Below are 18,594 nucleotides of genomic sequence, written 5' to 3'. Positions count from 1 at the left end.
CCCTGGTTCACCTCCGTCCGATCGGTCACCCTGGAGAGATGACTGACAAGCCGATGCCCTCGAAGCGAGCAAGGTGAGCACCGTCGATCGAGCGGGCCTCGCCGAGTTCCTCCGTCGGCGCAGGGAGTCGTTGCAACCCGCCGACGTCGGCCTCGGCGTCGGACAACGCCGCAGGACACAGGGGCTCAGGCGCGAGGAGGTCGCGGCGCTCGCAGGAATGTCCGTCGACTACTACACGCGACTCGAACAGCAACGTGGGCCGCAGCCGTCGGACCAGATGGTCACGGCCATCGCGCGGGCACTGCACCTGTCCCTCGCCGAACGCGACCACCTGTTCCGGTTGGCAGGACACAACGCGCCCGACCACCTCAGCCGGGATGATCACATCTCCCCCGGGATGCTGCGCATCATCGACCGCCTCACCGACACTCCGGCCATGGTCGTCAACAGTGCCGGAGAGACTCTCGTACAGACCCCGCTGGCTGCCGCGCTCGTCGGTGACGACAGTGTCTTCACCGGGTTGAGCCGATCGTTTGCCTATCGATGGTTCACCGACGCCGACACCCGTGCGCGTTTTCTCCCCGAGGATCACGCCCTGCATGCGCGGGCGCACACGGCCAGACTGCGGGAGGCGGTCACGCGGCTCGGACCACACTCGCGTGCAGCAGAAGTCGCCGACGCACTACTCGCCGAGAGCACCGAGTTCGCGGAGCTGTGGCACCGGCACGATGTCGGCGTCACGCTGACCGACACCGACAAGCGAATCGTGCACGGTTCGCTCGGCGTCATCGAGGTGCAGTGCCAGATGCTGTTCGATCCGAGCACCGCTCAAGCACTATTGGTCTACACCGCGGTGCCGGGCTCGTCCGATTACGAGAAACTGGCGATGCTCGCAGCGTTCGCCGACTGAACCGCCAACCACTCGGCCTCAGAGGCTGCGCGAGATGATCTCCTTCATGATCTCGTTGGTGCCCGCGTAGATCTTCTGCACCCGCTGATCGGCCCACATGCGCGCGATCGGGTATTCGTTCATGTACCCGTAGCCACCGAAGAGTTGCAGACATTCGTCGGCCACCGCCATCGCCCGCTCACTGGTCCACCACTTGGCCATCGCGACAGTCGGGATGTCGAGCTTGCCGTCGAGGTGCTTGATGATGCAATCGTCGGTGAACACGCGGGCGATACGCGCCTCGGTGGCAACCTCTGCGAGCTTGAACTTGGTGTTCTGGAAACCGAAGATGGGTCGGCCGAATGCGGTGCGGTCCTTGGTGTACGCCAGCGTGTGCTCGAGCGCGACCTCCATTCCGGCGGTCGACGCGACGGCGATGATCAGACGCTCCTGCGGGAGCTGCTGCATGAGCTGAATGAAGCCCTGCCCCTCTTCGGTGCCGAGCAGGTTCGACGTCGGCACGCGAACACCGTCGAAGAAGAGCTCCGAGGTGTCCTGCCCGCGCTGCCCGACCTTGTCGAGCACACGACCACGCCTGAACCCGGGACGATCAGCCTCGACGAGGACGAGCGAGATTCCCTTGGCACCCTCACTCACGTCGGTCTTGGCGACGACGATGATGAGGTCGGCCTGGCCGCCATTGGTGATGAAGGTCTTCGAGCCGTCGATGACGTACTCGTCACCCTCGCGGATCGCCTTGGTCTTCACGGCCTGCAGGTCCGATCCGGTGCCCGGCTCGGTCATGGCGATGGCCCCGACGACCTCGCCCGACGCCATCTTCGGGAGCCAGGTGCGCTTCTGCTCCTCCGACCCGTAGGCGAGGAGGTAATGGGCGATGATCCCGTTGTGAAGGCTCGCGCCCCACGACGAGTCCGCGATGCGCGCCTGCTCCTCGATCAGCACCGCCTCGTGGGCGAACGTTCCACCGCCTCCGCCGTACTCCTCGGGAATCGACATGCACAGCAGGCCGAGGTCACCGGCCTTGTTCCACAGCTCACGGTCGACGTGGTGCTGCTCGATGAACTTCTCGATATTCGGCTTGATCTCCTTCTCGCAGAAGCTGCGAGCAAGATCGCGCACCGCTGTCAGGTCGTCGGTTTCCCACGGGGAGCGCTCGGCCATGCTGTACACCTCGATCGTCGGCAAACTATGTCACCGCCGATCGTAACAGTGACTGGTGTCACGGTAGGTGCTAGGCGTTGCCCTTCGACCAGACAGCCCACGGGACGTTCCAGTCGCCGAGTCCGTCGGTGCCCGAGAGCGTCCCGCCCGCGGTGTTCTTGACGATCACCGGGTCGCCGCGCAGCGTGTTCTGCATGACCCACAGCGCGTTGTCGGGACTCAGGTTGAGGCACCCGTGGCTCGTGTTGGTATTGCCCTGCGCCCACACCGACCACGGTGCGGAGTGGAAGAAGATGCCGCTGTACGACATACGGGTCGCGTAGTCGACCGGGGTGCGGTAACCGTCGGCGGAACCGACGGGAACGCCATAGGTCGAGGAGTCCATGATCATGTTGTCGTGCTTGTCGGACACGAGGTACACACCATTGTCGGTCTCGGTACCCGGCTTGCCCATCGACGTCGGCATGCTGCGGATGTCCTTGCCGTCGCGATTGAAGACAACCTGCTTGGTGCGGTCATCTGCGGTCACCACCATCGAACGACCGACGGTGAAGCTCGACTTGAGGTTCTCCTGCCCGAAGACGCCATCACCCAGGTCGATGCCATAGGTGTTCACCGCGACGGAAACCTTGGTTCCCGGCTTCCAATACTCTTTCGGCCGCCAGCGGACCTCGGTATCGCTGATCCAGTAGAAGGCGCCCTCAACCTGGGGGTTAGTGGTGATCGTGATCGCGCGCTGCGCTGCCTTGCGATCGGCAATGGGCTCGTCGAACTTCACCGCGACCGGTTGGCCGACACCGACGGTCTCGCCGTTGGACGGGGTCAGGTACGCCTGTGTCAGATTGGCAGGCGCTCGCGTGGTGAACGAGACGCGCTTGGTGCTCGTGCCGCCGATGCCCTTGGCGTCTGCCTGCACGGTGTAGTTGCGCGCGTAACCGAGGGGCTCGGCACTCGTCCAACGCGTCGCGTCCTCACTGAGGCTTCCGCGCAACGGCGTGCCGTCGGCCTTGTCGATGCGCACGTTGGTCAGTGCGCCCTCGCTGGCCTGAACGGTGATCGGCGCGCCGGGCTGAATGCCGACCGCCTGATCGATCAGAGGCCGGTCGGCCCACTCGGTGATCTCGACGCCGGGCATGAGGAGATCGCCGAAAAGTGCTGAACTCTGCACGTTCTCGGAGTATTTCGCCGTCTGCGAGCAGGAGCTCAGCAGCGCAGCCACGGCAACCACCATTCCAACGATCAACAACCCGCGTCGCTGGATACGACCGCTCCCCATGTGACTCCTGCCCGATGTTCAAACGATCTGCGGTCCCGTTGTGTGGAACCGCAGACATGGATCAAATGACTGTGCGCGACGGCGCGCCACCAGTGTACGAGATCTACCGAATGCCCGAGTCGCCCGACATGGCTCAGTCGTCTTCAGGATCGATCGCCGGTAGCAGCCGCGGGCCCGAACCGTCGACGCCGAGTTCGTCGTCGGGGTTGAGTACCCGGCAACTCCGCAAGGACACACACCCGCATCCGATGCACTCCACGAGTTCTTCTTCCATGCGCTCGATCTCTTTGCGTCGAGCTTCGAGCCGGCCGCGCCACCGCTCCCCGATGCGTCGCCAATCGGTTTTCGACGGCATGCGATCCTGCGGCAGCTCGGAGAAGACCTCGGCCACCTCGGCGAGCGGGATACCCATGCGCTTGGCCACCTGGATCACCGACACACGCCGGATCACGTGCCGAGCGAATCGTCGTTGGCCTCCGGAGGTGCGTGTCGAGGAGATCAACCCCTCGCGCTCGTAGAAATGCAGAGCCGATACCGCGACTCCCGTGCGCCGGGCAACGTCGCCGACGGTGAGCAGATCGGTCGGGGTTGGTTTGATCTCGTTCACGCTTGACCTCAACTTTAGTTCAGGTTCTAGCGTAGCCGACATGACGACCGAAGATACGAGAACACCTGGGGATTCCAGAGACAACGCATCCGCAGGCACACAATCCGGAAGCTGGCGCGAACTGTTCGGCGCCGAACACATCACCGCCTCGCTCGTCCTGGCCGGTGGTATCGCGGTCTACGCGATGAACACCTTCGTGACCGCCGCACTCCTCCCGTCGACGGTCGACGACATCGGCGGAGATCGTTACTTCGCATGGGTGACAACGACATTCATGGTGGCATCGGTACTGGCGTCGATGCTGGTCGCTCGTTCGCTCGCATCATGGGGCGCAGCACGCGCCTACCTGATCGCGTTCCTGCTGTTCGCAGCAGGCTCGATCGGCGCCGCGCTCACACCGAACATGGAACTCCTCCTCGCCTCACGGGTGCTGCAAGGGCTCGGAGGCGGACTCCTCGCCGGGCTCGGCTACGCCGTGATCCGCGATGCACTCCCCGAACATCTCTGGACACGCGCCACGGGATTGGTCTCGGCGATGTGGGGGCTCGGCACACTCCTCGGACCGACCATCGGCGGCGTCTTCGCCCAAATCAACTTCTGGCGGGGAGCATTCTGGCTACTCGCCGTCGTCGCGATCATCCTGGGTGTGCTCTCGGTGCGCGGGTTGCCCAGGCGCAGTGCGGAATCCGACGACTTCGGCCGGGTTCCGGTGCCATCGCTGACGGTGCTCGTCCTGGCTGCGACAGCATTCAGTATCGCTGCGGTCGTGCCTGTCGGCGGACCCACCGTCGTCGCACTCGTCTCCGGTGTGGCACTCGTGGGTGCCTTCGTCATGGTGGATCGCCGCGCGTCGTCTCCGGTGTTGCCGCACATCACCTATCAGCGCGGTAATCCGTTGAAGTGGTTCTACATCGTCCTCGGCATTCTCAGTGCCGCGGCCATGGCGGAGATCTTTCTCCCCAAGTTCGGGCAGGAACTCGCGGGGATGTCGCCCCTCGTCGCCGGAATCTTCGGCGCCACCGTGTCGATTGGTTGGAGTGTCGTGCAGTTGTTCAGCGCGAGTGTTGACAGCGAACGGACCCGAAGGCGACTCATGGTCCTCGGCCCGGTGTTCATGACCATCGGCCTGACACTGTTCGCCGCGACTCTGCACGCGAACGCGGGATGGATCGCCGTCATCTGGGTGGTGGGGCTCCTGCTTGCCGGAGCGGGTGTCGGACTCGCCTTCCCGCACCTGAGCGTCGCGGCGATGCGCAGCACAGATGATCCGGTCGAGGGGTCGAAGGCCGCCGCCGGGGTCGGCACCGCAGAACTCATCGCCAATGCGATCTCGTCCGCACTGGTCGGGGTGTTGGTTGTCGTCGGTGGCCCGGGCGCCGCAGGGGCGATGACCATGGGCGCGGGACTCGCAGCGCTCGGCGCCCTCGGTGTCGTGGCAATCACCGTCGCCATCCGGCGCTAGCGTCGGAGGCCAGGCAATCGGTGATCGGCTATCGACGGTGATGGGCCGACAAAGAAAGACGCCCCTCACCGTTGAAACGGTGAGGGGCGTTCGCTGTGCGCCATCAGGGACTCGAACCCCGAACCCGCTGATTAAGAGTCAGCTGCTCTGCCAATTGAGCTAATGGCGCTTGGCCGTGCGAGAAAGAACCTTACAGGGTCACTGCCTCAGAAGTGAAATCGCCTGTTCACAAGCCCTTTTTGGCCTCTCCCGCACGGGAACTCATGCGTTGCCCTTCTTCCACACATCCCACGGAACGTTCCAGTCACCGAGGCCGTCGTCGCCAGGCAACGGCTCGCCGACGGTGTTCTTCGCGATGACGATGTCGCCTCGGAGTGCGTTGTTCAAGAACCACTCCGCGTTGGCGGGGCTCACGTTGAGGCATCCGTTGCTCACGTCGTCGACGCCTTGGTCGCCAAGTGACCACGGCGCGGAGTGAACATAGATGCCGCTGAACGAGATTCGAGTCGCGTCATACACGGTCTCCCGATAGCCACCGGGCGAGCTCACCGGCACCCCATACGTCGAGGAGTCCATGATCACGCTCGGCTCACGCTCGGCGACCATGTAGATGCCGTTGTTGGTCGGCGTCGAATCCTTGCCCAGCGAGGTCGGCATCGTCTTGACGACCTTGCCGTCGATCGAGACGGTGATGTTCTTGGTCTTGTCGTCGGCGACCGCGACAAAACTGCGCCCCACCTTGAAGTTGGTCTCGAGGTTATTGCTGCCGTATACCCCGCCACCGAGGTCGATGCCCTTGAGGTTGGCCGCGACGTGCACCTTGGTGCCCGGCTTCCAGAAATGTTCGGGGCGCCAACGCACCATGCTGTCGTTGAGCCAGTAGAAGGCACCCTCGACCGGCGGGTCGGCGGTCACCGTGATCGCGCGCTGCGCGTTGAGTTTGTTGGCGACAGGGGTGTCGAAGTTGATCGCAACCGTCTGGCCGACACCGACCGTCTCGTTATCCTCGACCACCGACGACGCCGATGCCAGCGAGTCCGCGGAAGCCGTCGTGAAGCTGATCTTGCGGGCACCATCGCCCTCGACGCCCTTTGCCGCAGCGGTCAGCGTGTAATCGCCACCGAAGTCGAGTGGCTGACTCGACACCCAGGTACCGCCGTCGGGCGACACCTTGCCCGCGACCGGACCATCAGGCCCCGACACGACGACGGACGTGAGACTGCCGTTCTGCGCCGCGACCTTCACAGGGGCGCCAGGCATGACACCGACCGCATGGTCGGACATCGGACGGTCACGCCATCCGGTCACCGAGATCGTCGGCTGCGCAAACGACTGCAGCGCAGGCGCATTGGTGACGGTGTCGGAATACTCCGGCGACTGAGAGCACGCCGCCGCACTGACAACAACCAAACCGGCCGCCGCGAGCGCACCCACACGGCGCACGCGCGAACGGGACGACTTCTGCCCACTCGGACCAACGAAAGAAGTTTCTGAAGTACTCAAAGAAGTTGAAGCCTTGAAGCGACGAGCACGCGTCACGCGATCACCTTGCGGACGACGACAACCAAGACGACTGCCCCGGCAACCGCGAGTGAGATCTTGACCGCCGGCTTGTTGACGAAGGCGATCACCTTGGTCTTCGCGGAGTCGGCAAGCCTTTCGGGACTCACCCGAACCGCGAGTTCGTCAAGTGTGTTGGCCAGGTCTTCGCGCGCCTGCACGATGTCCTGTTCGATACGGTCGGTGTCGCCGGCCACAGTTGTCCTCCCAGACTTTTTCACTACACATGCGGACTCACCGATCCGCGTCTTTCCGCCAGAACGCCGTCGACGAGCGGCCACGGCAGGCTCGCGCGCGTCGACAGAGCAAACGACATGTCGAGAATACGTCATCGCGACGTGGCGAGCCTCGTCCTGCACGAGCGAGTCGAGGAGGTGCCCGGTTTGCCCGGCTGAGGGTCGATCACCCGGTCGACCTGCCCTATCGGTTAGCCTGACGACCATGTCTGGCACATCCCGTCTTGCCGTCGGCGACACCGCGCCCGGCTTCACACTCACCGACGCCCACGGCGAATCGGTATCGCTCTCCGACTACGCCGATACCAAGGTCATCGTCTACTTCTACCCCGCGGCGTCGACGCCTGGCTGCACCAAGCAGGCGTGCGACTTCCGCGACAACCTCGCTGAACTGGACGGACAAGGTATCGCCGTCGTCGGCATCTCCCCCGACAAGCCGGAGAAGCTCGCCAAGTTCGCCGACGCCGAGGGTCTGACGTATCCCCTGCTGTCCGATCCGGACAAGTCGGTGATGACCGAATGGGGAGCATTCGGCGAGAAGAAGCTGTACGGCAAAACCGTGACGGGCGTGATCAGGTCGACGTTCCTCGTCGACCACGGGACCATCGAGCTCGCGCAGTACAACGTGCGTGCCACCGGGCACGTTGCCAAGCTCAGGCGCGACCTGTCGGTGTGACCCACAGGCGCTGATCGAACCGAGTTGATCGAACCGATGAGTACCGAACCCCTGGTGCCGCGCAAACGCCCGACGCAGGAGCGCAGCAAACGAAAGTTCTCCGCGATGCTCGCGACGGCGCGCGATCTGCTGACCGAGGTGGGTTTCGAATCGCTCACCTGTGAGGAGATCGCCGTTCGCGCGGGAGTTCCCATCGGAACCCTCTATCAGTACTTCGCCAACAAGTACGTCATCGTCTGCGAACTCGACCGACAGGACACGGTCGGCGTCCGTGAGGAGCTCGCCGCCTTCGCGTCGGAGGTGCCCTCGCTCGAATGGCCGAACCTGCTCGAGAAGTTCCTCGACCATCTCGCGACGCTCTGGCGCGACGATCCGTCGCGCCGCGCGGTCTGGCTCGCTGTCCAGTCGACTCCTGCGACCCGCGCGACGGCGACACTCAACGAGCGCGTACTCGCCGAGCAGGTGGCTCGCCTTCTTGCCCCGCTGATCCCCTCGCAGGGACGCCGCCGGGAGATGATGGCTCAGGTTCTCGTCCACACCGCGTACTCGCTGTTGAGTTTCTCGGTGCAGGACGGCCACGATCACGACGCAACAGTCGACGAACTCAAGCGCATGCTCGCGGGCTACCTCCTGCTCGAGGAGTCGACCGGTAGCTGAATCCGTTGCACCGCACACGGATTGCACACCGACCGGTCAGCTCCCCTCCAGGATCGCCACCGCGGCAGCGGTGTTCCCGTCGTGCGTGAGCGAAATGTGCACGGTCGTCTCACGGAGGTGTTCGGCGATCTCCCCCGACAACCTGATCGCCGGACGGCCCCACGTGTCGGTGACGACCTCGATATCGCTGTGCCGGATCAAGGGCAGCAACGGCGAGCGCGAGAATCTGCTCACCGACCACGCCTTGACCACCGCCTCCTTCGCCGCCCACCGTGCCGCGAGGTGACGGGCGTCCTCACCCGTACCCGTTGCCGCGTCACGTCTTTCGCCCACCGTGAATCTCTCGACGAAGTTCGTGCCGACCTGTTCGAGTTGGTCTCCGAACTCCGGGATCGACACGACGTCGATCCCCACCCCGAGTACGGCCATCGCGTCAGCGCCCATCGGCCGCGACGCCGTAGGCGCCATCCGTCGTGAGGCGTGCACCCGGATCGAGCAGCAGCCCGGCTTCGGCATCGTGCTCGTCGAGCGTGCTGTCGAGACGTCGACCCGACGGACGACGGTACGCAGGCTCGCCGCCGCACATCGCGACCAGCCGCCGCTGTGCACCGTCACGTTCGCGGCGTGCGGCCCGATCGCGATAGCCCTGCGCCTGATCCGAATCCAGTGTTGCGACAAAGGCTTCCGGATGGGCGATGGCGATGAGACCCGAGACGTGACCGAAGCCGAGGCTGGTGAGCAGACCCGCCTTGAGCGGGAACCGATCACCGAGTGCTAGCGGCTCACGCGCCCACACGAGGTGGGGGTAGTCGCGCATCTGCTCATCGACACAGTCGAGGCTGCGGTTGGGTGGGATCACGCCGTCGCGCAGCACCTGGCAGAGCCCGATGAGCTGGAATGCCGCCGCGCCACCCTTCGCGTGGCCGGTGAGCGACTTCTGCGACACGACGAACAGCGGCGCACCGGGCGTCCTGCCGATCGCGTCGGCGAGTCGCTCGTGCAGCTCTGACTCGTTGGGATCGTTTGCACGCGTCGAGGTGTCGTGCTTGGACACCACCGCGACGTCGTCGGCGCTCACGCCGAGTGCACCCAGCGCGTTGGCCAACGGCGAGGCGAGCGCCCCACGTGCGGCTCCCAGCGCTCCGAGTCCCGGTGCGGGAATCGACGTGTGCACTCCGTCGCCGAAGCTCTGCGCCCAGGCGACGACACCGAGAACCGGCAGTCCGAGCTGTGCCGCGACGTCGCCGCGAGCGAGCAGAATGGTTCCGCCACCGGCAGATTCGACGAATCCTCCGCGTCGCCTGTCATTGGCACGCGAGTACCGGCGCTCGTCGATTCCGCGTGCGGCCATCTTCGCCGATTCCGCGGTCGCCGACATGTCACCGAATCCGACGATGCCTTCGATACCGAGATCGTCGAATCCGCCCGCCACCGCGAACATTGCCTTGCCGAGACGGATCTTGTCGACGCCCTCCTCGACCGACACCGCGGCCGTCGCACAGGCAGCGACCGGGTGGATCATCGCACCGTAACTGCCCACATACGACTGAACGACGTGTGCGGCAACGATGTTCGGCAACGCCTCCTGGAGGATGTCGTTGGCTTTCGCCTCGCCGAGCAGCGTGTTGACGTACAGCTCACGCATCGACGTCATGCCACCCATACCGGTTCCCTGGGTGTTCGCGACGAGTCCCGGATGAACCCACCGCATCAGTTCCGACGGAGTGAATCCCGATGACAGGAAGGCGTCGACGGTCGCGACGAGATTCCACAGCGCAACACGATCGATCGATTCCACCATGTCGGGCGTGACACCCCAGCGGGTCGGGTCGAACCCGGTCGGGATCTGGCCTCCGACGGTCCGGCTCAGCTCGAACTTGCGGGGCACGCGAATCTCGGTGCCGGCCAGACGAGTAACCCGCCAGTCTCCGGTGTCGGAGATCGGAGCGATCCTGGTCTTGTCCGGATCGGCGGCCGCAAATGCCCGTGCCTGCTCCTCGGAGCTGACGGTGAAGCTCAGGTCCTCGTCGAGGAAGATCGACGTGAGCAGCGGCGAGGTGTTGTCGACCATCGCACCTTCGTCGCCGTAGCGCCGAATGCCGCAGCGCTCGACGACCGCGTCGTGGTAGCGCTCTGCGATGTCGGCCTCATCGACCGGATCGCCGGTCTCGGTGTCGTACCAGCCCGGCTTGGGTGCGTCGTCCCAGACGATCAGACCGGTGTTCCAGGCAAGCTCCAACACGCCTGCCGCGCTGAGCTTTTCGTCGACCTCCATCTCGAACCGGGTGCGCGACGAACCGTAGGGTCCGAGCTCTCCGGCGCCGACGATCACCACGAGATCCTCGGGGCGCGCATCGATCGACGGCCATGCGGGCGCCATCGACTTCGCGGCGCGGGCCGGCGCGGGTAGCGCAGCGACCGTGGCGTCGTCGAGTTCGTCGGCCTCCGCCTCGACCTCGCCGGCGTCGTCCTGGTCCGTGGCGAGCGCTTTGAGATCGATCGACGGGTCGAGGCCGCCGGTGAAGTCGGCGAGAATCGCCTCGTCCCGGGCAGCGACTCGCTGCTGCGGCGTGCACAGTCCGAGGAGCTGTGCCGCCATTTCGTCGGTGCTCCACGTCCGTACGCCCGCGGCCTCCACGGCCGCGACCATGCCGTCGTTGTGGCCCATCAGCCCGGTGCCGCGCACCCACCCGATGAGTGCGTGCGCGAGAGTCGTTCGTGCACCCCACGATTCCTCGGCTCCCCAGCGGGTGACCAGTGCATCGAGTGCGGCCTTGGACTCGCCGTAAGCACCGTCGCCACCGAACATCCCGCGGTTGGGCGATCCGGGAAGCACGACGTGCAGTCGGGCCGCGATGTCATGATCGGCGCCGATCTCACACAGCCCCGCGATGAGCCGCTCCACCGACCAGAGGAGGACCTTCATCTCGAGCTCTGCGCGCGCCCCTGCGTCGGTGAGGTCGCCGGCGACACGGGGTGCCGCGAACGGGAAGAGCAGCGTCGGCTTCATCGCAGGCTTGATGACAGCCGTTGTGCCGCCGACGTTCTCGGTCTGTTCGCTGCCGATCCATTCGATGAGATCGTCGACGTCGGTGTACGACGCCATGTTGGTCGGTGCGACCCATAGCGCCGCGTCGTGACGCGCGTTCTCCCGGTAGAGCTTCTTGTAGAAGGCGAGCTTGCCGGAGTCGAGCTTCGACGTCGTGGCGATGACCGTCGCTCCGCCCGCAAGCAGTCGGCCGATCACACCTGCGGCGATCGATCCCTTACCCGCGCCGGTCACCACGGCGATCTCGTCGGACCATTCACCCGCGTCCGGCGCCTGTGCCGCGGCGGCGATGGCGCCGAAGATCTGCGCGCGGGTCGCCTCGCCTGCGGCGAGAGCCTTGCCCTGCCACCACGTGGCATGTTGTGCGACAGTCTGTCCCGCACCCGCGAAGGACTCGACGATCGTGTCGTGGCGGTCGGCGAGATCGGCGTCTGAGGTCAGCCAGATGCGGACCAGATCCTCGCGACTGGTGGCCCATCGGTCGTCGACGAGGACGATCTTCTCCGCGTCGAACGCCGGCGCGACGGTGCGCGCCCAGTCGGAGCCGAGTTCGGCACTGACCCGCTCGGCCAGGTGCGCGTCGACGTTCTCCGCGATCTCGGGCGCGGCGTCGTCCTCGGTGAGTCCGAGTTTGGCCAGCACCGTGTACGCGGCAGAGGCAAGCGCGCCACTGCGTCCGGTGAGCTGCTCGGTGAACTCACCGAGTGCTGCCGCGTCGACCGTCGCGCCACCGCCGGTGTCGGCCGCGGGCTTGGCGACAGCGATACCGCGCGACGCACCCACCGCGGTCACGGCGCGGTCGACGAGAGCGTCGAGCGCGTCGGTGTTGGCGAGTGGTCCGTCGAGCAGATCGCCGAGGTCGCCTCCGCGCACACTGGCTCCGTCGCGGGTACCGAGGGCGAGTGCCACGGTGGTGTGCAGTCCCCAGCCGGGACCGAGTTGCCACACGCCGGTCACCCGATCGGCGATGTAGGCCTGCCGCTTTCCGACGGGGCCGAGGACCTTGCGGATCTGATCGGACACCGCGTCGGTGAGGACCGCCCCCAACGGGCGGTAACCACGCGCGAGGCTGTCCACCGTCGCGGCGAGCGCGACCATGTCGGCTTCCGCGGCTCCGTCGATCGCGCCGAGTCCGAGCTCGCCACCGATGTCGAGCAGGAGCTGGTTACGCCGCGACGAGACGCCATCGCACAACGCCTCGATGGTGTCGGCCGAACCGATCTGCTCGGGGCGGATCTTGGTCCACAGCGCCACGACCGCACGAACCGCGTCCGACGGCCCGAAGGAGACGTCGTCGGGCCGCGGAGCGCCTGCGGGCGCGCTCGGAGCAGCAGGCGCTGCCGCCGCGGGAGCGGGCGTGCTCGCCGCAGCGTCGTGCGAGGCACCGGTGTCTTGCGCAGCCGCGTCGTCGACGGGTTCATCGTCGAGCTCGGGGCCGGCATCCTTGGCGAGGATGACGTCGGAATCGCGCTCGACGTTCACCACTTCGGTTGTCGCCGAGCTGTAGTCGTCGAGCTTGAGAGTGTTGGTCGCCAGGCCTGCGAGCGTCGGCGCACCCTTGAGGCCGATCTCGACGAACCGTTGGATGCCCAGCCCGCCGCGCTCGGCTGCGCCGAAGAGGAGGTCCTGGGTTTCGATCCAGCGCACAGGACTGGCGAACTGCCAGGCGAGTAGCTCGATGAGAACGATGCGCGCCAAGCCCGCCGGGTCGGCCGCGTGGGTGTCCCAGTCGGCGAGGACGGCGTCGAGCGGATCGGACGGCACCAGTGCCGCGATCTCTTCGACGAATGCACGGTCGAGCGTGAACAACCGCGGCACGAGATTCGGGATGTAGCGCCCGACGAGGATGTCGGGATCGATCTGTGCGGGCAGCAGTTCGTCGAGCTTGCCGCGGAACTCGGGCACACCGGCGCGCAGCACCGTCGAATGGAACGGCACATCGATGCCGGGAACGAGGATGAACGATCGCTTGCCGCCGAATTCGGTTCGACGACGCTCGATCTCGTCTTCGAGGTGTTCGAGACCGCGGACCGTGCCCGCGATCGCGTACTGCGAGCCGAGAAGGTTCAGGTTGACCACCTCGAGGAACTCGCCGATCGACTCTCCGACCTCTGCGACGAACGACTCGACGTCGGCGTCGGCGAGGCCGAACTGGCTCGGGCGGATGGCCGCCATGCGATAGTCGCTGCGCCCCAGGTCATCTCGCGGTACCAGGTGGTGCATGGCCTCGCCGCGCTGGAACACCACCTCGAGGACGGCTTCGAGCGGGAGCACTCCGGCGCATGCCGCGAGGGCGTTGTACTCGCCGACCGAGTGTCCACAGGTGATGGCACCGTCGACGAATCCGCCTGCTTCCTTGAGCTCCGCGATCTGCGCGACGCCGAGGGTCGCCATGGCGACCTGGGTGAACTGCGTCAGGTACAGCACGCCGTCGGGGTGGTTGTAGGTGGTGCCGTTGGCGATGAGCGTGGTGGGGTTGTCGCGTACGACCGCGAGGATCGAGAACCCGAGAGCCGCGCGCGTGTGCTTGTCCGCGCGATCCCAGATCGCCCGGGCCGCCTTCGAACGCGACCGGGCGTCGAGTCCCATGCCCTTGCTCTGGATGCCCTGCCCCGGGAAGGCGTAGACGGTGCGCGGAGCCGCGAGAAGTCCCGTGGCACTCATCACCAGGGTGTCGCCGACCTTGCAGGTCACCTCGACGACCTCGCGGCCGCGATCGAGACCGACGCGGTCGACGCGGACCGACACCGCATCGCCGGTACGAACCATCCCGAGGTAGCGAGCCGTCCACCCGACGATCGGGCGCGGCGACGGGATGCGGTTGCGCGAGTCGGCCGCGGTGACGACGTGCTGAGCCGCCGCCGACAGCCACATGCCGTGCACGATGGGCTCACCGAGTCCTGCGAGCTTTGCCGCGCTTGTATCGGTGTGGATCGGATTGCGGTCGCCTGAGACGGCAGCGAACGCACTCATGCGTGTCGGTGCGGTGATCGTCGCGGTGCGCAGCGGCTTCCGGGTGGCCGCGGCCTCGTCGGTAAGCGCTCCCCCGGCGCGCTGCGGGTCGTCGAGCTCGGCATCACCGATGCGGCCACGAATGGCGAAACGCTCTGTCATACGGGCGATCTCACCGTCCGGTCCCGACACCTCGACGGCGACGTCGATGACGCGTCCCACCGTCGTGTCCCGGACCTCGCCCGCGCGGGCGACGACGGTGAGTTCGGTGTCGTGGTCGGGGATGGAACCGACGGTCTCGATGGTGTGGTCGAGATGGACGAGGTCGAGCAGGCCCTCGACGACGGGAATGCCGTCGTCGGTCGTCGCAGCACCGATCGTCGCGAAAACACTTGGCCAGCAGGCTCCGACGAGCGTGTCGGGCACCGCGAAGCCGAACGGCTGCGCCGGTGTGACGGCGTGGAGGTGAGCAGGCAGCGTGTTGGCGGTGACGACGGCGTGGTCGGCGACCCCGTCTGCCGACCATCCGATGGTGGTGACCGCGACGCCGTCGACGACGTCGGTGAGGCGTCCGCCGGCTGCGACGGTGAGGATCTCGCGCATGGCACCTGCTGCGTCGTCGCGCTCGATGCGAGGGCTGCCGCCGTCGGCGATGCTCCGATCGACACGGAGCGGAATGCGCACAGACGATCCCGAAATCGGCACGATCAGCTCGAAGCTGTCCTCGCCCACGTGCTCGAGCACTGCGCCTGTTGCCGCGTGCTCGGCTCGACGCTCCGAGGAGACCTCCCACGACTCCCGATCGCCAAGCAGCGCAACCGGACTCGGCACGATGCGGCCGGCCCACGAGACGTCGTCGGCCCAGAGCACGGCACCGAGGATGCCCGCGTCCCGCACCGGAGCCTGCTTGCGGGCGGTGATCAGGTCGGGGTCGGCGCCCGCGGTGGCGAGATCGTCGACGACCTTGGCCTCGAATCGATCGAGCAGCTCGCCCACCGGCTCATCGACACGGGTGATACCCGAGACCGCGACCGGTCCGGGGATGATGCAGACGGCGTCCGCGCCGTAGCGTGCATCGTGGGCCTGCCACAGCGAGTCGCTGCGCCACCACCGTCGAACGTCTTTGTCGACGACGGGCACGAAGTTGACCGGCTTGCCCGGGGTCCGGCACAGGCCGAGGAAGAAGGCGACGTCCGCGGGATGCAGGATGTCGGTCTCGATCTCGGGGTAGACACCGCCGAGCGCGTCGATCGCCGCGTGCGGATCGTCGGTGGTCGAGATGTCGGCGAACATCGTGGGGACCGGGCCCGAATCCTTCGGGTGCATGCGCGCCTCGGCACGCTGCAGCATCTCCACGAATCGCTGCTGCCAGGTGATGTCGGCCCACGGGTACTGATCGGTGCGGCCATCCCCGACGGCCAGCGTCGCATAGCGATCGAGCCATTCGCGGTAGGTCATGGTGTCGAGGTCGCCGAAGTAGGGTTTCGCTGTCGGCGCCATCGCGGCCACGATCTCGTCGCGACGCTCGGCCACCGCCTCGGCGTCGCCCGCCACCTCGTCGAGCAGTCGACCGCAGCGCGACGCGGCGTTGTCGACCTCATGGATGTCGGCGCCGAGTTGGCTTCGGCCCGAGGCCATTCCGTTCGCGGCCCGGCCTGCGCCGATCCACTCGTCGACCCCCTCGGTGTCGACGAGTAGCTGCTTGACCTCCGGCGCGGTGGTCGCCTCGGCGGTCGCCATGGCCGCGGTACCGATCAGGATCCCGTCGAGCGGCATGGTGGGATACCCGTGCCTGGTTGCCCATTCGCCGGTCAGGTACTCGCTGGCGCGCTCGGGGGTGCCGATGCCGCCACCGACGCAGATGACGACGTTGTCGCGCACGCGCAGCTCGGCGTATGTGGAGAGCAGAAGGTCGTCGAGGTCTTCCCACGAATGGTGGCCACCGGCGCGCCCGCCTTCGATCTGCACGATGACCGGGTGGTGCGGCACCTCGGCCGCAATGCGGATCACCGAACGGATCTGCTCGACGGTGCCTGGCTTGAATGCGACGAAACGCAGTCCCGCGTCGACGAATTCGTCGACGAGTGCCACTGCGTCCTCGAGCTCTGGGATACCCGCCGACACGATCACGCCGTCGATCGGCGCGCCCTGCGCCCGTGCCTTCTGCACGAGACGCTTGCCGCCGAGCTGCAGCTTCCACAGATACGGATCGAGGAACAGCGCATTGAACTGCGCTTCGCGGCCCGGCTCGAGAAGGTCGGTGAGCGTGGCGATGTTGCGGGCGAAGATCTCCTCGGTGACCTGACCGCCGCCGGCGAGCTCTGCCCAGTGACCCGCGTTGGCCGCGGCAGCGACGATCGCGGGGTCGACGGTGGTCGGGGTCATGCCCGCAAGCAGCATCGGAGAGCGCCCGGTCAGTCGGGTGAACGCCGTCTGCACGACACGACGACCGTCGGCGAGTTCGGCCAGTGTGGGGGCGAAGTCGGACCAACGGCGCGCGACCTCGGGAATCCCGCCGGGGCTGAACAGATTTCGCTGGCCTCCGCGAAGCGCCGTCGCCACCAGGCCGACGCCCTGTCCGCGAACGAGCGGCGCGGTGAGCCGAGTTGCGAGATCGCTGGGACCGAAATCGAGAATCCACGCGGCGCCGTCGGCGATCACGGCGTCGATCTGTGCGACCCAGTCGACGGGCGCGACAAGGATCGATTCGGCGTGCCCGGCAGCGAGGTCGGCGTCGATCCCGCACGTCTGCGCCCACTCACGCACCAGGTCGACCGCCGGTGCCATGCCGGGGTGGTGGAATGCGACGCTGACGGGGAGCTCGTCGAAGACGGGGGCGAACGGCGCGCCGCCGGTGATCTTGCGCTTGCGGTCATCGGCCTCCGCGGCGACGATGCGCTCGCATTCGGCCGCGAACGCCGCGAGATGTCGGGGCGCACCGGACAGCACGACCGAACGTCGGCTGTTGCGGATGGCGATCACGGGCGCCGTGACGAGTTCGGCTTCGGGCAGTCCAGCTCGGTAGGTCGTCAGGATCTCGTCGATGCGCGCGGGAGCAACATTGGTGATCGACAGCATCGGTGAGCCGTCCGGACTGCTCGCCAGCCCGCGACGTCGAGCAACAAGAGTGCCGGCGGCCGCCACGAGGTGCGCGATCGCCAGCAATTGTCCGCAGCCGCTCTCCCCGTGCCGGATAGCGTCGACGGCCAGTGACCCCTGTGAGTGTCCGACGACGGCGACGGGTGCGATCACGTCGGGATCGAGGCCCTGCTTCTTGAGTGATTCGACGGCGGCGACCTGGCTGAGGAGCACGCCGGGACCGCTCAGTGCGAAGTCGGCGAGCTCGGCGTCGGACGGCACCGGTTCGCCCGCGTCGGTCGCACGCACCCATGCGAGTGGGTGGAAGCCGTCGGGGCGAGCTATCTCGATCGACTCGGCAACGGGGGCGAGCATGCGCTCTGCGGCAGCGACGGCACCCGCCAGCTTCTGTTCGAGATCGGCGTCGACGACCAATTCGGCCAGCGTCGACAACCACGGACCACCCTGCCCACCAAAGCTGATTGCGTACTTCTCACCTGCTGAGAGCCTATCGATCAGGGATTCTGCAGGGCTTCCGGTGTTGCGGCTTCCGTGGGGCCCTTGGCGGAATTGGTCGACGGTCACGGGCTCTCCTAGAGGATCGGGGCTCGGCTGATGTGCGGTGCAGGAGTTGTCTGGTTTCTCGTGCGAGAGCACCACGTGGCACGACCCGGCGGCGGGGGGATATCGCCGGGTCGCGCACGTGTCTCTCACGAACATGCTTGCCCAGCAACACCTTTGACGCTGTGGCGGGCGACTGACAGTTCAGCGTGGAACGTCGTCGACATGAACGTGGCACTCATGATGGCACATAAACGTGAGGACTTCCTCATGTTGTTTCCGACCCCCAGGTATACCCGCGAGTAGCCCCGCCGGTAACAAAATGCGGGCCCGTGCGCCCATTGATCGGCGTGCACATCCGACCAGTTCGGGGCGCATTTCTCCGGTCGCCCGAGTCGTAGCGAAGGCA

Annotated in this window: 11 protein-coding genes and 1 tRNA gene; 4 read left to right on the top strand and 8 right to left on the bottom strand. The window is 66.4% G+C overall.

What is annotated here, in order from left to right; genetic code table 11:
• The first annotated feature begins 73 nt into the window (after positions 1-73).
• On the top strand, positions 74-910 hold the full coding sequence (locus A5788_RS06170) for a helix-turn-helix transcriptional regulator (protein ID WP_064869762.1): 837 nt from the start codon (positions 74-76) through the stop codon (positions 908-910).
• A gap of 18 nt (positions 911-928) precedes the next feature.
• Here A5788_RS06170 and A5788_RS06165 read toward each other — a convergent pair whose 3' ends face one another.
• From A5788_RS06165 to soxR, 3 genes are all read right to left on the bottom strand, one after another.
• Positions 929-2,071: an acyl-CoA dehydrogenase family protein gene (locus A5788_RS06165; protein ID WP_064869760.1), complete on the bottom strand. Its 1,143-nt coding sequence runs from the start codon at positions 2,069-2,071 to the stop codon at positions 929-931.
• A gap of 70 nt (positions 2,072-2,141) precedes the next feature.
• Positions 2,142-3,347 carry a L,D-transpeptidase gene (locus tag A5788_RS06160; RefSeq protein ID WP_064869758.1) on the bottom strand — a complete coding sequence of 402 codons (1,206 nt, stop codon included), beginning with the start codon at positions 3,345-3,347 and terminating at the stop codon, positions 2,142-2,144.
• Positions 3,348-3,480: 133 nt separating this feature from the next.
• A complete protein-coding gene (gene soxR / locus A5788_RS06155; protein ID WP_082937943.1) occupies positions 3,481-3,954 on the bottom strand; it encodes a redox-sensitive transcriptional activator SoxR in 474 nt (157 codons plus the stop codon).
• Positions 3,955-3,994: 40 nt separating this feature from the next.
• Between soxR and A5788_RS06150 the strand changes: the two genes are divergently transcribed.
• Positions 3,995-5,416, top strand: a complete 1,422-nt coding sequence (locus tag A5788_RS06150; RefSeq protein WP_064869756.1) for an MFS transporter — start codon at positions 3,995-3,997, stop codon at positions 5,414-5,416.
• A gap of 96 nt (positions 5,417-5,512) precedes the next feature.
• Here A5788_RS06150 and A5788_RS06145 read toward each other — a convergent pair.
• From A5788_RS06145 to A5788_RS06135, 3 genes are all read right to left on the bottom strand, one after another.
• A tRNA-Lys gene (locus A5788_RS06145) sits at positions 5,513-5,585 on the bottom strand.
• Positions 5,586-5,677: 92 nt separating this feature from the next.
• On the bottom strand, positions 5,678-6,859 hold the full coding sequence (locus A5788_RS06140; RefSeq protein WP_064869754.1) for a L,D-transpeptidase: 1,182 nt from the start codon (positions 6,857-6,859) through the stop codon (positions 5,678-5,680).
• Positions 6,860-6,951: 92 nt separating this feature from the next.
• Positions 6,952-7,173 carry a DUF3618 domain-containing protein gene (locus A5788_RS06135; protein ID WP_064869752.1) on the bottom strand — a complete coding sequence of 74 codons (222 nt, stop codon included), beginning with the start codon at positions 7,171-7,173 and terminating at the stop codon, positions 6,952-6,954.
• A gap of 244 nt (positions 7,174-7,417) precedes the next feature.
• On the opposite strand from A5788_RS06135, the gene bcp reads away from it, so the two are divergent.
• Complete coding sequence (gene bcp, locus A5788_RS06130) at positions 7,418-7,888, top strand: thioredoxin-dependent thiol peroxidase (protein WP_064869750.1); 471 nt, start codon at positions 7,418-7,420, stop codon at positions 7,886-7,888.
• Positions 7,889-7,924: 36 nt separating this feature from the next.
• Complete coding sequence (locus A5788_RS06125; RefSeq protein WP_049700951.1) at positions 7,925-8,545, top strand: TetR family transcriptional regulator; 621 nt, start codon at positions 7,925-7,927, stop codon at positions 8,543-8,545.
• A 36-nt stretch (positions 8,546-8,581) separates the two neighbouring features.
• Here A5788_RS06125 and acpS read toward each other — a convergent pair whose 3' ends face one another.
• Together acpS and A5788_RS06115 are read right to left on the bottom strand one after the other, a co-directional pair.
• Positions 8,582-8,974, bottom strand: a complete 393-nt coding sequence (gene acpS / locus A5788_RS06120) for a holo-ACP synthase AcpS (protein WP_049700952.1) — start codon at positions 8,972-8,974, stop codon at positions 8,582-8,584.
• Between the two features lie 4 nt (positions 8,975-8,978).
• Complete coding sequence (locus A5788_RS06115) at positions 8,979-18,209, bottom strand: type I polyketide synthase (protein ID WP_064869748.1); 9,231 nt, start codon at positions 18,207-18,209, stop codon at positions 8,979-8,981.
• Positions 18,210-18,594: the final 385 nt, after the last annotated feature.

The organism is Gordonia sp. 852002-50816_SCH5313054-c, assembly GCF_001665925.1.
Lineage (GTDB): Bacteria > Actinomycetota > Actinomycetes > Mycobacteriales > Mycobacteriaceae > Gordonia > Gordonia jacobaea.
Note: the sequence above shows the minus strand (reverse complement) of the source record. Positions and strands in the feature narration are given on the sequence as shown.